General features: G+C 66.6%; 17 protein-coding genes. 11 read left to right on the forward strand and 6 right to left on the reverse strand.

What is annotated here, in order from left to right; genetic code table 11:
• Positions 1 to 111: 111 nt before the first annotated feature.
• The gene (locus tag GBG68_RS02360; protein ID WP_152144716.1) at positions 112 to 366 is read left to right on the forward strand and encodes a helix-turn-helix domain-containing protein; all 255 of its coding nucleotides are present in this window, start codon (positions 112 to 114) and stop codon (positions 364 to 366) included.
• Positions 367 to 398: 32 nt separating this feature from the next.
• Here the strand turns inward: GBG68_RS02360 and asd are convergent, their stop codons facing one another.
• Complete coding sequence (asd, locus tag GBG68_RS02365; protein WP_319020488.1) at positions 399 to 1,313, reverse strand: archaetidylserine decarboxylase; 915 nt, start codon at positions 1,311 to 1,313, stop codon at positions 399 to 401.
• 5 nt (positions 1,314 to 1,318) lie between these two features.
• Positions 1,319 to 1,975 (reverse strand): SCO family protein, encoded by a 657-nt coding sequence (locus tag GBG68_RS02370; RefSeq protein ID WP_152144718.1) that lies wholly within the window; start codon positions 1,973 to 1,975, stop codon positions 1,319 to 1,321.
• A gap of 87 nt (positions 1,976 to 2,062) precedes the next feature.
• On the opposite strand from GBG68_RS02370, the gene prmB reads away from it, so the two are divergent.
• From prmB to GBG68_RS02390, 4 genes are all read left to right on the forward strand, one after another.
• Complete coding sequence (prmB, locus tag GBG68_RS02375; RefSeq protein ID WP_152144720.1) at positions 2,063 to 2,977, forward strand: 50S ribosomal protein L3 N(5)-glutamine methyltransferase; 915 nt, start codon at positions 2,063 to 2,065, stop codon at positions 2,975 to 2,977.
• Positions 2,978 to 3,056: 79 nt separating this feature from the next.
• The gene (gene aroC, locus GBG68_RS02380) at positions 3,057 to 4,160 is read left to right on the forward strand and encodes a chorismate synthase (RefSeq protein ID WP_152144723.1); all 1,104 of its coding nucleotides are present in this window, start codon (positions 3,057 to 3,059) and stop codon (positions 4,158 to 4,160) included.
• Positions 4,160 to 5,302, forward strand: a complete 1,143-nt coding sequence (locus tag GBG68_RS02385; protein ID WP_152765389.1) for an MFS transporter — start codon at positions 4,160 to 4,162, stop codon at positions 5,300 to 5,302. The genes aroC and GBG68_RS02385 overlap by 1 nt, the downstream gene beginning before the upstream one ends.
• A 129-nt stretch (positions 5,303 to 5,431) precedes the next feature.
• A complete protein-coding gene (locus tag GBG68_RS02390) occupies positions 5,432 to 5,734 on the forward strand; it encodes an acid shock protein (protein WP_152144725.1) in 303 nt (100 codons plus the stop codon).
• An 84-nt stretch (positions 5,735 to 5,818) separates the two neighbouring features.
• Here GBG68_RS02390 and GBG68_RS02395 read toward each other — a convergent pair whose 3' ends face one another.
• The gene (locus GBG68_RS02395) at positions 5,819 to 6,109 is read right to left on the reverse strand and encodes a hypothetical protein (protein WP_152144727.1); all 291 of its coding nucleotides are present in this window, start codon (positions 6,107 to 6,109) and stop codon (positions 5,819 to 5,821) included.
• 315 nt (positions 6,110 to 6,424) lie between these two features.
• On the opposite strand from GBG68_RS02395, the gene GBG68_RS02400 reads away from it, so the two are divergent.
• Positions 6,425 to 6,712, forward strand: coding sequence for a CopG family ribbon-helix-helix protein (locus tag GBG68_RS02400; protein WP_152144729.1), 288 nt, complete (start codon positions 6,425 to 6,427; stop codon positions 6,710 to 6,712).
• Complete coding sequence (locus GBG68_RS02405; protein ID WP_152144731.1) at positions 6,712 to 6,999, forward strand: type II toxin-antitoxin system RelE/ParE family toxin; 288 nt, start codon at positions 6,712 to 6,714, stop codon at positions 6,997 to 6,999. Before GBG68_RS02400 ends, GBG68_RS02405 begins: the two co-directional genes overlap by 1 nt.
• Before the next feature lies 1 nt (position 7,000).
• Here GBG68_RS02405 and GBG68_RS02410 read toward each other — a convergent pair whose 3' ends face one another.
• Positions 7,001 to 7,747 (reverse strand): metallophosphoesterase, encoded by a 747-nt coding sequence (locus GBG68_RS02410; RefSeq protein ID WP_152144733.1) that lies wholly within the window; start codon positions 7,745 to 7,747, stop codon positions 7,001 to 7,003.
• Positions 7,747 to 8,745 (reverse strand): AAA family ATPase, encoded by a 999-nt coding sequence (locus tag GBG68_RS02415; protein WP_152144735.1) that lies wholly within the window; start codon positions 8,743 to 8,745, stop codon positions 7,747 to 7,749. Before GBG68_RS02415 ends, GBG68_RS02410 begins: the two co-directional genes overlap by 1 nt.
• A 318-nt stretch (positions 8,746 to 9,063) precedes the next feature.
• On the opposite strand from GBG68_RS02415, the gene GBG68_RS02420 reads away from it, so the two are divergent.
• Positions 9,064 to 10,071 carry a hypothetical protein gene (locus GBG68_RS02420; protein ID WP_152144737.1) on the forward strand — a complete coding sequence of 336 codons (1,008 nt, stop codon included), beginning with the start codon at positions 9,064 to 9,066 and terminating at the stop codon, positions 10,069 to 10,071.
• 114 nt (positions 10,072 to 10,185) lie between these two features.
• Positions 10,186 to 10,512, forward strand: coding sequence for a hypothetical protein (locus tag GBG68_RS02425; RefSeq protein WP_152144739.1), 327 nt, complete (start codon positions 10,186 to 10,188; stop codon positions 10,510 to 10,512).
• Here the strand turns inward: GBG68_RS02425 and GBG68_RS02430 are convergent.
• Positions 10,509 to 11,135, reverse strand: coding sequence for a DotA/TraY family protein (locus tag GBG68_RS02430; RefSeq protein ID WP_193222184.1), 627 nt, complete (start codon positions 11,133 to 11,135; stop codon positions 10,509 to 10,511). The two genes, GBG68_RS02425 and GBG68_RS02430, sit on opposite strands and share 4 nt — an antisense overlap.
• 288 nt (positions 11,136 to 11,423) lie before the next feature.
• On the opposite strand from GBG68_RS02430, the gene leuC reads away from it, so the two are divergent.
• Positions 11,424 to 12,827, forward strand: coding sequence for a 3-isopropylmalate dehydratase large subunit (gene leuC / locus GBG68_RS02435; RefSeq protein WP_152144744.1), 1,404 nt, complete (start codon positions 11,424 to 11,426; stop codon positions 12,825 to 12,827).
• Positions 12,828 to 13,469: a 3-isopropylmalate dehydratase small subunit gene (leuD, locus tag GBG68_RS02440; RefSeq protein WP_152144746.1), complete on the forward strand. Its 642-nt coding sequence runs from the start codon at positions 12,828 to 12,830 to the stop codon at positions 13,467 to 13,469.
• The last annotated feature ends 24 nt before the right edge of the window (positions 13,470 to 13,493 follow it).

A 13,493-nucleotide genomic window follows, 5' to 3' on the forward strand; every position in this document is an offset into this window, starting at 1 on the left:
TCCCACTCCCCCAGGGGTCGCTGCTTCCCCTGGGGGAGGGGGAAGCGGCGTCATGGTCCAGCAATAAACAGGCTCTAACATGGCGCCAGTCATCAGGCAGGAGGCAACGCCATGAAGCCCGTGAACCAGCAAGAAGTCTTCGCCGCCGTCGTCAGCGTGGGCAGTTTTGCCCACGCCGCCCAGCGTCTGGGGATGGCGGAAGAGTCGGTGCGTGAGTACGTCCGGCACCTGGAGCGCCGGCTGGGCGTACGGCTGCTCTACGAGGGCAGCGAGGGCATGTACCTTTCCGCCTGGGGCACGGTGGTCTATTGGGAGCCCGAGCGCCGGCGCGCGCAGGCCCCGGCCGCGCGGCGCCAGGTGGCCTGAGCGGCCACAGTACGGAGCCCCCGGTCGCGCGCTCAGGCCGGGTCGGCGGGTTCCAGCAGTCGCCCCAGACGCTGGCCCATGCGCACTTTCTGTTCCACCTTGAAGCCCGCGTCCCATTCCATCTGCGCCTCGCCGAACAGCACGATGGCGGTGGAGCCCATGTTGAAACGGCCCATCTCCTCGCCCCGCTCGAAGCGCGGCGCCTCGGAGGGGGGGTAGTCCCAATGGCGTATCGCGCGGCCCCGGGGCGGGGTGATCACGCCGGCCCAGCGGGTTTCGATGCTGGCCACGTTGATCGCGCCCACCAGCACCAGCGCCATGGGGCCGTGGGCGGTGTCGAACAGGCAGACCACCCGCTCGTTGCGGGCGAACAGATTCGGCACCGAGCGCACGGTGGCGGGCTGCACGCTGAACAGGCGCCCGGGCACGTGGATCATGCGCCGCAGGCTGCCCGCCACGGGCATGTGCACCCGGTGATAGTCGCTGGGCGAGAGATACACCGTGGTGTAGCGGCCCCGCTCGAAGGCGGCGGCCTCGGCCTGGTCGCCCAGCAGCTCGCCCACGTCGTAGGCATGGCCCTTGGCCTGGATCAGGGTCCGGCCTTCGCGGATCGGGCCCAGGGCGCTGATGTAGCCGTCCGCCGGGCAGAGCACCGCCTCGGGGGCCGGGGGCAGGGGGCGGGCGTCGTGCTTGAGCGCGCGGGTGAAGAAGGCGTTGAAGTGCTCGTAATGCTCCGGAGCGGTCTCCAGCGCCTCGCTCATGTCCACGCCGTAGCGGCTGATGAACCAGCGGATAAGGCCATTTTTCCACGGCGCCCAGCGCCAGCGGGTGGCCGCGCCCACCAGGCGCGAGATGGCGTGATGGGGCAGGGCGGCGAGCAGCCGGTACTTGCGCCGGTCGGCGGCGCAGGCCCCTTCGGCGGGGTGGATATCGGGGTGTTCGGCCAAGAGTTTCAGTGTCCGTGGTGTTCGCGTATCAGGCGGTAATCCCGCGCCAGGGTATCGGCCTTGTGCGGGCCGCCGAAGAGGGCCTGCAGCTGGCCCTGCGGGTTGATCAGCAGCACCGCGGAGCTGTGATCCACCAGGTAAGCATCGTTCCCTGTCTTCGGCTCATGACGCACGTAGAGAATGCCCATGCTGCGGGTGAACGGTTCCAGCTGTGCATCCGGCCCGGTCACGCCGAGAAAGTCCGGGTGGAAGTAGGGCACGTACTCGGCGAGCCGCTCGGGGGTGTCCCGCGCCGGGTCCACCGAGACGAAGACCACCTGGGTGTCCTCGGTGAGCCCCTCGGCCTGCCACTGGGGCCAGGCGCCGCCCAGTTCCAGCAGGGTGGTGGGGCAGATGTCCGGGCAATAGGTGTAGCCGAAGAAGATCAGCGTCCACTGGCCCCGCAGCCGCTCGGGGGTGTAGGGCTTGCCGTGGTGATCCACCAGGCGGAAATCGGCGATGGGCTTGCCGCCGGGGATGTAGGTGGCGTCCAGGCCCGCCGGGCTGCCGCTGGGGCCACCACGCAGCGCGCCGCCCGTCCACAGCCCGGTGAGCAGGGCGAGCAGCCCCAGGGCCAGGATACCGAGCACGAGGGAGAGGGAAGACTTGCCTTGCATGTTCATGGTGCCGGAGTATCGCACAGCAGGCAGCGGGCGGGGAATTGGGTATCATGGGCCGCCTCGAACCAGCCACGTCTTCTAAGGAACACCATGGACGCGCTGCAGCAGCTGCCCGAAGAACTGCTTACCCTGCGGGACTGGATACGCTGGTCCGCCAGCCGCTTCAACCAGGCCGGTCTGGTCTTCGGCCACGGCACCGACAACGCCCTGGACGAGGCCGCCGCGCTGGCCTTGCACACCCTGCACCTGCCGCTGGACCTGCACCCCCAGTACTGGGAGGCGCGTCTGACCCGGCCCGAGGCCGAGGCCCTGTTCGCCCGGGTGCGCCGGCGGATCGAAGAGCGCTTGCCGCTCAGTTACCTCATCCACGAAGCCTGGTTCTGCGGCCTGTCCTTCTACGTGGACGAACGGGTGCTGGTGCCGCGCTCGCCCATCGCCGAGCTGATCGAGCAGGGCTTCCAGCCCTGGCTGGACCCGCAGCGGGTGGAGCGGGTGCTGGACATAGGCACCGGCAGTGCGTGCATCGCCATTGCCTGCGCCCACGCCTTCCCCCAGGCCGAGGTGGACGCGGTGGATATATCGGCCGATGCCCTGGAGGTCGCGCGCATCAATGTGGAACGCCACGGCCTGCAGGCGCAGGTGCAGCTGCACCAAGGGGATATCTACCAGGGGTTGCCCGCGGAGCGGCGTTACGATCTGATCGTCAGCAACCCGCCCTATGTGGATGCCGAGGACATGGCGGTGCTGGCCGAGGAGTTCCGCCGCGAGCCGGAACTGGGCCTGGCCTCCGGGGACGACGGCCTGGACTGTGCCCGGCGCATTCTCGCCGGCGCCGCCGAGCGCCTCACCGAGCACGGCGTGCTGGTGCTGGAGGTGGGCAACAGCATGCCCGCCCTGGAGGCCGCCTATCCGCGGCTTGCCTTCACCTGGCTGGAATTCGAGCGCGGCGGCGACGGCGTGTGCGTACTCAGCGCCGAGCAACTGCGCAGCCTTCCTTCCCTGTAGGAGCGCCTCCTGCAGGGGCGGTGGCATACGAGTTAAACTGCGTTCTTTCGCGCTTCCAACATTCAGGACCTGCAAGCCCATGTCCGGTAACACCTTCGGCACCCTCTTCACCGTCACCACCTTCGGCGAGAGCCACGGCCCGGCGCTGGGCGCCATTGTCGACGGCTGCCCCCCGGGCCTGGCGCTCACCGAGGCCGATCTGCAGCACGATCTGGACCGCCGCCGCCCGGGCACTTCCAAATATGCCACCCAGCGCAAGGAGCCGGACCAGGTGCGCATCCTCTCCGGCGTTTTCGAGGGGCGCACCACCGGCACCCCCATCGGTCTGCTGATCGAGAACACCGACCAGCGCTCCCGGGATTACGGCAAGATCGCCGAAACCTTCCGCCCGGGCCATGCCGATTACAGCTACCAGCAGAAGTTCGGGCTGCGGGACTACCGCGGCGGCGGGCGCTCCTCGGCCCGGGAGACCGCCATGCGGGTGGCCGCCGGGGCCATCGCCAAGAAGTGGCTGGCCGAGCGCTACGGGCTGCGTATCCGCGCCTGGCTCTCGCAGATGGGCGAGCTGGAGCTGGCGCTCAAGGACTGGGCCGTGGTGGAGACCAATCCCTTCTTCTGCGCGGATGCCGAGCGGGTGCCGGAGCTGGAGGCGATGATCACCCAGCTGCGCCGGGACGGCGACTCGGTGGGTGCGAAGGTCAGCGTGATCGCCGAGGGGCTGCCGCCCGGCTGGGGCGAGCCGGTGTTCGATCGGCTGGATGCGGACATCGCCAAGGCGCTGATGAGCATCAACGCGGTCAAGGGGGTCGAGATCGGCGCGGGCTTCGCGTCGGCGCGCCAGCGGGGCACCGAGCACCGGGACGAGATCACCCCGGAGGGCTTTCTCTCCAATAACGCCGGCGGCGTGCTGGGCGGGATCTCCACCGGGCAGGATCTGGTGGCCCATCTGGCCCTGAAACCCACCTCCAGCATTACCACGCCGGGGCGTTCGGTGAATCTGCGGGGCGAGCCCACCGAGGTGATCACCACCGGGCGCCACGATCCCTGCGTGGGTGTGCGCGCGGCCCCCATCGCCGAGGCCATGGTGGCCCTGGTGCTGATGGATCATGCCCTGCGCCAGCGGGCCCAGAACGCCGATGTGGAGAGCATCACGCCGGTGATCCCGGCCGCGCCGGAGGGTTGATGCCGGCGGTGCCCTACTGGCGGCTGGCCTCCTTCTATTTCTGCTTCTTCGCCATCCTCGGCGGCCTGGTGCCCTACTGGTCGCCGTATCTGCAGTATCGGGGCTTTTCCGCCGCCGAGATCGGCGAGCTGGTGGCCATCCTGCACGCCACCAAGATCATCGCGCCCAATCTCTGGGGCTGGCTGGCCGATCGCAGCGGCCGGGGCATGCTGGTGGTGCGCCTGGCCGCGCTGGGCGCCATGGTGAGCTTCGCCGGCGTGCTGCTGGGGGACGGCTACTGGTGGATGGCGCTGGTGATGGCCACCTACAGCTTTTTCTGGAACGCGGCGCTGCCTCAGTTCGAGGCCAACACCATGAACCACCTGGGGCGGGCGGATCATCTCTACAGCCGGGTGCGCCTGTGGGGCTCGGTGGGCTTCATCGTCGCGGTGATCGGGCTGGGAGAGGCGATAGACCGCTGGGGGCTGACGGTGCTGCCCCCCGGGCTGCTGCTGATCTTCGCCGGCCTGTTCCTGGCCGGCGTGGTCTCGCCGGAGAAGCGGTACGTCCTGGGCGGCGAAGCCCCCGCGCCTTTTCTGCGGGTGCTGTGCCGCCCGCCGGTGCTGCTGTTCTTTCTGGTGTGTTTTCTGCTGCAGGCGAGCCATGGGCCGTATTACGCCTTCTTCAGCATTTATTTGCAGGATCACCAGTACTCCGCCACGGCCATCGGCTTGCTGTGGTCCGTGGGCGTGGTGGCGGAGATCGGCGTGTTTCTGCTCATCCATCGCTGGCTGCCGCGCTACGGCCCGCGCCGGCTGATGACGGCCGCCCTGCTGCTGGCGGCGCTGCGCTGGCTGCTGATCGCCACGGCGGTAGGCTCCTTGCCGCTGCTGATCTTCGCCCAGACCCTGCACGCGGCGAGTTTCGGTGTGTACCACGCGGTGGGCATCTATATGGTCAACCGCCTGTTTGTCGGCGCCAATCAGGGGCGTGGCCAGGCGCTCTACAGCAGCCTCACCTTTGGCGCCGGGGTGGCCTTGGGCAGCCTGCTGGCCGGCTATGGCTGGGAGGCGCTGGGCGGCGCGCAGACCTTCCTGCTGGCGGCCCTGCTGGCGGCGGGCGCGGGGGCGGTCGCCCGCTGGGGGCTGCCGCGAACCGTGTAGGAAGACCCTGTGCTGGCGGAAAGGTTCCGCCCTCTGGCATGCGTGCTAATACGCATGGCGGCTCGCCGGCTATGGGGCCATCCTTCAAGTACACGAGACGACCAGCCTGGGCTGGCGGAGGGTAAGGCGATGAAAGCGGTAATGGTGTTGGTGATGGTTGCGGCGCTGGGGCTCGGCAGCGCGGGATTCGCAGCGGACCGCAACGATGGGCGGTTTTATCACGTGATTCTGGGATCGACCGCCGATGAGTGGATACCGGCGGACCTGGGACAGCGTGACCCGCGGGAGCCGATCGCCGACTCGCAGGGCCTGGACGAACAGCGGGCTTCGCGGCAGGAGGCGGAAACCGACGAGGTGGAAACCACGGCGGAGGCGCCGATCTTCGTGCCGTTCAGTGATCCGGAGGAGGAGTATCTGAATACTCTGGGCTGACGGTAATCGCCCGGTGCCGCCGCGGAAGCGCCCGCTTCCGCGGCGGCACCTTCGGGCGCCGATCGGAAGCCACCTGCCCCTGCATCAGTTTCCGGCGGGCGTCGCGGTCGCGGCGCACACGTAGCCCAGCGTCAGTACGCTCAGGTAGCTGCCTTGGTCGATCGCGGTGCCGATGATCCAGTGCTTGCCCAAGCGCAGGGGTTTTTCCATCCGGCTGTGGCCGCAGATAGCCGCCGTCACGTCGGCAATCCTGTCCTCCAGGGCGTTGTAGTAGCGCTCCCGTCCGCGCGGCTTCTCTATCACGCAGCCGATGAGCTCATGTCGCAGCCCGGCGTAGGTGATTTTCCCCGGGTCGACCAGCCGAAGATTGGTCATGCTTCGCAACTTCCGGCTGCCTGAACTGCGCCACGCTTTCCGTTATGACACGCTGTTTCGCAGCGCCCGTTCACCGGACTCCGCAGGACGCCAATGGCAGGCAGAACCCTTTGCGACAAGCTCTGGGACGCGCATCTGGTCCGCGAAAACGCGGACGGCTCGGCGCTGATGCCCGGCGGGGCCTGTCGCGTACGGTCGGTTAGCGGGGCTGACGCAGAGTCCTTGCGGGCTTGATCATGGTCTCACTTGCAATGTTGGCTCGCGGGGTACCATGTGCGATTCTGTGATGCATGCGTAACACATGAGGGCAGGGCCATGAGCGACGCCACCTTTACCTTTCGGGTCGATCAGGACTTGAAGGCAGAGTTTGCCAATGCGGCCCGGTCGCATGACCGGACCGGGGCACAGCTTTTGCGTGATTTCATGCGCAGTTATGTGGCCCAGCAACAGCAGGCCCAGCGCCATGAGGATTGGCTGGCCGACAAGGTGGAACTGGCGCATGCTTCGGCTGAAGCCGGCAAGCTGGTGCCGGCGGCGGACGTTGAGGCGCATTTCGCCGCCCGACGAGCCGCCACCCGCGCCAAGCTGGCGCCAGGGAATTGATGGAGCTGTTGTGGACGCCAGAGGCAGTCCAGGATCGCGACGAGATATACGACTATATAGACGCGGATAACCCCCAGGCGGCCTTGTCGCTGGACGAGCTGTTCTCCGCTGGGGCCCGAAGGCTTTTATCCCATCCGCACAGTGGGCGGCCCGGACGGGTCCCGGACACCATGGAATTGGTGGTGCATGGCAGCTACATGCTGGTGTACGAGCTGCGGGGCAGTCAGATACGCATACTTGCTGTGGTGCATACCGCTCGATGCTGGCCTTCGCCGGGTCCCGCTTGATTCAGCGTCCTGTTGCTGTTGCGGCCTCTGCGCAAAGCGCATCCAGCGAGAGCACGCTAAGGCGCCCGCCCTGGTCTATCGCGGTGTCGATGATCCAGTGATTGCCCAGCCGCCGGGGTTCTTCCACCCGGCTGTGGCCGCAGACAACCGCTGACACGTCAGGCAGTCGCGTTTCCAGGGCGTTGTAGTAGCGTTCCCGCCCGCGGGTAAGCCGCTCGGCCAGGGGGCTGTTGCTGCCGGCGGCCTCCAGTGCCTGTCGGCAGTCCAGCCAGGTGTCGAACTCCGCCGGCACTTCGGCGTGGACTATCACCGCCAGACCCTGCTCGGTGGGAACCTCCACAGCGATGGGCAGTGTTTCCAGCGCATCTGCAATGTCCAGACGCTGCAGCATTTCCAGTCGGTCCCACCACGCGCCCCCGTTGGCGAACCACAAGGGGCGTGCCCGGGGGTCGGTGGATTGAGCGGCCTCCAGCAGCATGTCTTCGTGGTTGCCTCTGACGCTGTGGAACCAGGGCTGCTCCAGCCACTGCAGGACCTCATGACTGCAAGGGCCGCGGTCCACCAGATCACCCACGCAGATCAGGCGATCTGTTGCCGGCTCGAAGCCGACGGCCGACAGCCGCTCTGCCAGCTCCGGGAAGTAGCCGTGGATATCGCCCGCCACCCAGTCCCGGCCGCGGGTATTGGCTTCCAGGCGACGGATCGGGGCCGTGCCGAAGCCCGGGGTGTATTCGCTCGTCTTGCTCATCAATGTGGCCTGTCTCGTAATTCCTGTACCACGACGCCAATAAAGCCCTGCAGCAGCCTGCGAACATCACGCGGGCCAATGAGAGCAGCCATTTCCTGGAGTTGCAGCCATTGCGCGTCGCTTATCATGCTGTGGAAGTGCGGCGGGAGCCCCAGTTCACTCGTCAGCTCGGCAAGCGCTGCGCGCAGGATCAGCGGGCGTTGCTCAGGCGGCACCTCAGGCACCTCGATCACTTGGAAGCGGTTCAACAGCGACTCTGGCAGCTTGTCCGTGCAATTGGCCGTGGCGATCCAGTTTATCTGCGTCATATCGCAGGGCGCCATCAGGTACTCGTCGTGCCAGCGACGCGCCGTCTCGGGTTCAAGCAACAGGTGCATGGAGTCCAGTATCGAGCCGTTGTGCGCCGAGGTGCTGGTCTTGTCCAGTTCGTCGACGATAACCAGTGGGTTCCGGCATTCCGCCATGAGCATCAGCTCGATCAGCTTCCCTGGCCTGGCGCTTCTCCAGCCCCGGGCGCTTCCCGTGAGCGCCATATTGTCTCGGCTGCCGCCTGCGGCAATCAGGGTGTGCGGCAGCCGGCCCAGCTCCGCTATCCGACGCGCCAGCCGACTCTTGCCGCAACCGGGAGGGCCGACCAGCAGCATCGGTTGGATGGCGAAAACCTGCGCGGGGCTCAGGGAGTGGCTAAGCAGCTGCCGGTATATCCCGTCGATCGCCTTCCCCATCCATGGAAATTCCTCCTCCAGCTGATCCCGCAACTGCACCGGGTCCGGTGAAGCCGCGGTTGGCACGTGGCGGCGTAGGGGCTCGTAGCGAAAAAGTGCGCGTTTCTCGCCGTAGTCGCCGGAGGGGGGGATGGGGCCGCGTATCACGGGCAGGCCCGCGCGTGGGATCAGGGCGGAATCCCGCATGGAAAGGCCGCTGTCCGCGTCCTTGTCCAGGCTCGGTACATCATGCTCGTCGAATACGTTCTCGGCCGCTTGCTTGTTGCTGTTCATGCTTGCCTTCCTTGATATAAAAAACTACGCACTTGTGGCGAGAACGCATATGATCATGAAATATAAAGCCAAGAGCCAGATACAAAAATGATAAAGTTCAGCCGGAAAATATATCCTCCAGCCGAGGCGCAATGGGAGTCCAGCCTGCTTGAGGCGGCGTCGGATAGCGTCGATCAGGCGATCTGTCGGCGGGTGGCCGGGGAGTGGCCTTCGGTATGCGGCGTAGCGTCTGTGCCGTTGCGGTCCGACCAGGTGGGTCCGGAGCCTCGTGTGGAGGTCATGCGGCGGATCGTGGCCCAATGGCGGACAGAACTCGGCTTGTCCCAGAATGAAGTGGCGGACATTTGGGCGAAATCTGCCCTGGTGGGGTGCGCTCGCGGGAGTGAGGCCCATGAGAGAAAGCTGCATGCCGCCCGCATTTACCTGGGGCGACTGGAGCGAGGTGATTTCCGGCGCCGCCCGCAGCGGGCGGCGGTGGCGGAGTTGTTGGCGGCGACAGGGCTGTGGCATCGGCTGTCGCCCCATGCCGATGGGGCGCCGAGCGCCATGCTGGCGGACTACGGTGCTCTGAGTGCGCGACTTTCTGCAGAGGCGGATATGCTCGATGATTTGCCGCTGGAGGATCGCCTCCGCCACGTAGGCGGCTTGCGCAATGCCCCCTGCCTGCTACCGGTGATCTTGTGTGATTTGCGCAGCCTGGCTGAAGCCTGGCCGGAAGAGCCGGGGGCGCTGCCGGTGGCTCGAGGGGTGGCTGAGAGCATGGGGCATGTGCTGTGGCAGGCCGTGCGGTGTTTGCACGGCGACGCCGGCGAGGACTGTCCCTTGCCGGACCGTCGGGCTGCGGCGCAGGCACCCCTGGTGGCACGCGCTGCTCGAGCGGTGTGGCCGCTGTTCGGGTTGAGGGTGCCGTTGCCCGCGTGGCTATTGCTGTTCGCGCTGGCGGCACTGCTTTCAAGGCATCTTTACTGTCGCGGACTGCACCGTGCAACCGGTTGGTACGGGGGGCAGGATGAGCTGGGGGATTGGCTTCTGTTGTGGTTGCTGCTGGCCGCGCAACCCGGTGAGGAGGTGCCCATGCCCGCTTATCTATTTGACGCGAGTCGATTCAGGGGTGAGCCGGGGCAGCTTTTCGCGCGAGCGGCAGCCAGGGTGGAAGCGCCGGATTTTCCGCGGGTCGAGTCGCTGCACGTCCCCTTGCGAAGGGCGCTGAGCAATGTGGGTCTGGTGGGCTGGCTCGGCGAAATGCGCAAGGCCTTGCGGGAGGATACGGTATGCGCGCCTTCCCTGGATCGGCGACTTTCCCTGGTTTGGCGGCCCGGTGCATGAGTGCTCCCAAGGGGCTTTGCGCGGATTTGAATGGCCTGCTATAAGATTGGCCACAGCCAGGTGGGAATCCGCCCCGGTCTCCGGCCAGGGCGCTGATACAGAAGGAGAAGAACAATGGGTGACGCATTTTGGGATGCTTATCGTGTGGGCAGTGCGGAGACGGATGCGTACTGGACGCGCCATCACGCCAACAAAGCAATTGGTTCGGCGAACCAGGAGGTCAGAAAGGCCAACCAGGTGATCGCCCAATACAAAGAGATGTTCCGCCAGGCCATCGCCCAGCGGAATGATCTGTATATCCAGCGCGGTGCCTGGGCGGATACGGCTCGAAGCTATGCCGCCAAGATGGGAGTGCCCGAGGAGGTAGCACACAACGAGATGAAGGCTCGCGCTCACGCTGAACGGCAGCGGCTGGGTGTGCAAAAAGTGCAAACCGACTAGCCGCTGTCGCGCCCACCTTTCCCGCCAGTTCCACCCCCCGGCCCCTGCTTCTCGCCCGGCTGTAGGGCGCCGGTGTCGGAGGGTTTGGTGGTGTCGCCCGGTTTATCCCCGCCACCGCTGGCCATGCCGGCGCCCTTGGCCGTGGCCGCGCCGGCGGGACCGGCCTTGCTGATAACCCCGCCGAAGATGGCCCGCATGCGGTTCTCATCGGCCTGCTCGCCCAGGTTCGATACCTGCTGACCCACCCAGCGCATGGTGTTCTCGGGCAGCCAGGTGACCAGGTTGAACACCTTGTGGGTGGCCACCACCACGATAATCACGGAGAGCACGGTCAGGCTGAGCCAGGCCTGAATCCCGTACCAGCTCCCCTCCATCAGCCCCGAGCTGAACACCACGAAGTTCAGCCCGATGAACGCGCCAAAGGCGTACATCAGCACCAGCGCGGCAAAGAAGCCGATCACCATCAGCGGCGGGCGCATCAGAATGCCGAGGAACATCAGATAGCCCTGGCGGCCACGATCACCGGCAAAGCCCTCGCCATCGGGCGCGGCATGAGCGGCGGCCCACAGAGCACTTGCCACGATGCTCTCGAACACCAGGATCGTCCAACTGATAATGCCCATCGCGGGCGATTCTTTTGTTCCCCGAGCCGCCCCCGGGCTTCTTCCACTCGCCCGTAGCCGCGGACAAGCGCTCCCACCTCGCAAATCCGTTCCCAATTGGCGCCTATCGGCAGTGCCGCCGCCGCGTGTTATTCGCCCGGGCAGGGCGCTGCCACTGGTCCGGCAGCCTGTGGCGTGAGCGACAGGTCCGGTCATGTCGCTATCCTTCCGGCAGTCTGAAGCGCCGCACGCTTTCCGTTATAATGCCCCGTTACGCAACGCCCGTTCACCGAACTCCGCAGGACGTCAATGGCAGGCAAAACCCTTTACGACAAGCTTTGGGACGCGCATCTGGTCCGCGAAAACGCGGACGGCTCGGCGCTGATCTATATCGACCGGCATCTGGTCCACGAAGTGACCTCGCCCCAGGCCTTCGAGGGCCTGCGTCTGGCCGGTCGCCAGCCCTGGCGCATCGACGCCAACCTGGCCGTGGCCGACCACAACGTGCCCACCACCGACCGCAGCCAGGGCATCGCCGACCCGGTTTCGCGCCTGCAGGTGCAGACCCTGGATGACAACTGCCGCGAATACGGCATCACCGTATTCGACATGAACGACCGTCGCCAGGGCATCGTCCATGTCATCGGCCCGGAGCAGGGTGCGACCCTGCCGGGCATGACGGTGGTCTGCGGGGATTCCCACACCTCCACCCACGGTGCGCTGGGTTGTCTCGCCCACGGCATCGGTACCTCCGAAGTGGAGCATGTGCTGGCCACCCAGACCCTGGTGCAGCAGAAGTTCAAGCGCATGCAGATCCAGGTCAACGGCAAGGTGGGCCCGGGGGTCACCGCCAAGGACATCGTGCTGGCCATCATCGGGCGCATCGGCACCGCCGGGGGCACCGGGTATGCGGTGGAGTTCGCCGGCGAAGCCATCCGGGAGCTCTCCATCGAAGGGCGTATGACCGTGTGCAATATGGCCATCGAGGCGGGTGCCCGCGCCGGCATGGTGGCGGTGGATGAAAAGACCATCGACTACGTGCGCGGCCGCCCCTTCGCCCCCACCGGCGAGGCCTGGGATCGGGCGGTGGAATACTGGAAGACCCTGCATTCCGACCCGGACGCCGAGTTCGACGCCGTGGTGGCGCTGGATGCCGCCGAGATCAAGCCTCAGGTGAGCTGGGGGACCTCGCCGGAGATGGTCGCGCCGGTGGACGGCCGGGTGCCCAACCCCTTCGCCGAGTCCGACGAGACCCGCGCCAAGGGCATCGCCCGGGCGCTGGAGTACATGGACCTCAAGCCGGACATGCCGATCACCGATATCCACATCGACAAGGTGTTCATCGGCTCCTGCACCAACTCCCGCATCGAGGACCTGCGCGCCGCCGCCGAGGTGGCCCGCGGCCGCCAGGTGGCGGACAACGTCAAGCTCGCCATGGTGGTGCCGGGCTCCGGCCTGGTGAAGGCCCAGGCCGAGGAAGAGGGCCTGGACAAGATCTTCATCGAGGCGGGCTTCGAGTGGCGGGAGCCGGGCTGCTCCATGTGCCTGGCCATGAACGCCGACCGGCTGGAGCCGGGCGAGCGTTGCGCGTCCACCTCCAACCGGAACTTCGAGGGCCGCCAGGGCCGGGGTGGGCGCACCCACCTGGTCAGCCCCGCCATGGCCGCCGCCGCCGCCGTGGCGGGCCACTTCGTCGATGTGAGGGAGCTGTAAATGGAAGCCTTCGTCAGCCTCAAGGGGATCGTCGCGCCGCTGGATCGGGCCAATGTGGACACCGATGCCATCATCCCCAAGCAGTTCCTCAAATCCATCAAGCGCAGCGGCTTCGGCCCGAACCTGTTCGACGAGTGGCGTTACCTGGACATCGGTGAGCCGGACGCGGACAACAGCGGCCGGCCGCTGAACCCGGACTTCGTGCTCAACCAGCCCCGTTACCAGGGCGCGCGGGTGCTGCTGGCGCGGCGCAACTTCGGCTGCGGCAGCTCCCGCGAACATGCCCCCTGGGCGCTGGAAGACTACGGCTTTCGGGTGATCATCGCCCCGAGCTTCGCCGACATCTTCTACAACAACTGCTTCAAGAACGGCCTGCTGCCCATCGTGCTCGACGAGGACACGGTGGAGCGGCTGTTCCAGGAAGTGGAGGCCAGCGAAGGCTATGAGTTGGCGGTGGATCTGCCCGAGCAGACCATCACCACCCCCGGCGGCGAGCGCATCCCCTTCGAGATCGATGCCTTCCGCAAGCATTGCCTGATCGAGGGCCTGGACGAGATCGGCCTGACCCTGCAGCACGCCGACGATATCCGCGCCTATGAACAGCGCCGCGCCGAGCAGGCGCCGTGGTTGTTCCCGGCCTAATCAATGCACCTCTGCGGTTCAATC

This window comes from Alkalilimnicola sp. S0819, assembly GCF_009295635.1.
In the GTDB taxonomy this organism is placed as follows: Bacteria; Pseudomonadota; Gammaproteobacteria; order Nitrococcales; family WHIW01; genus S0819.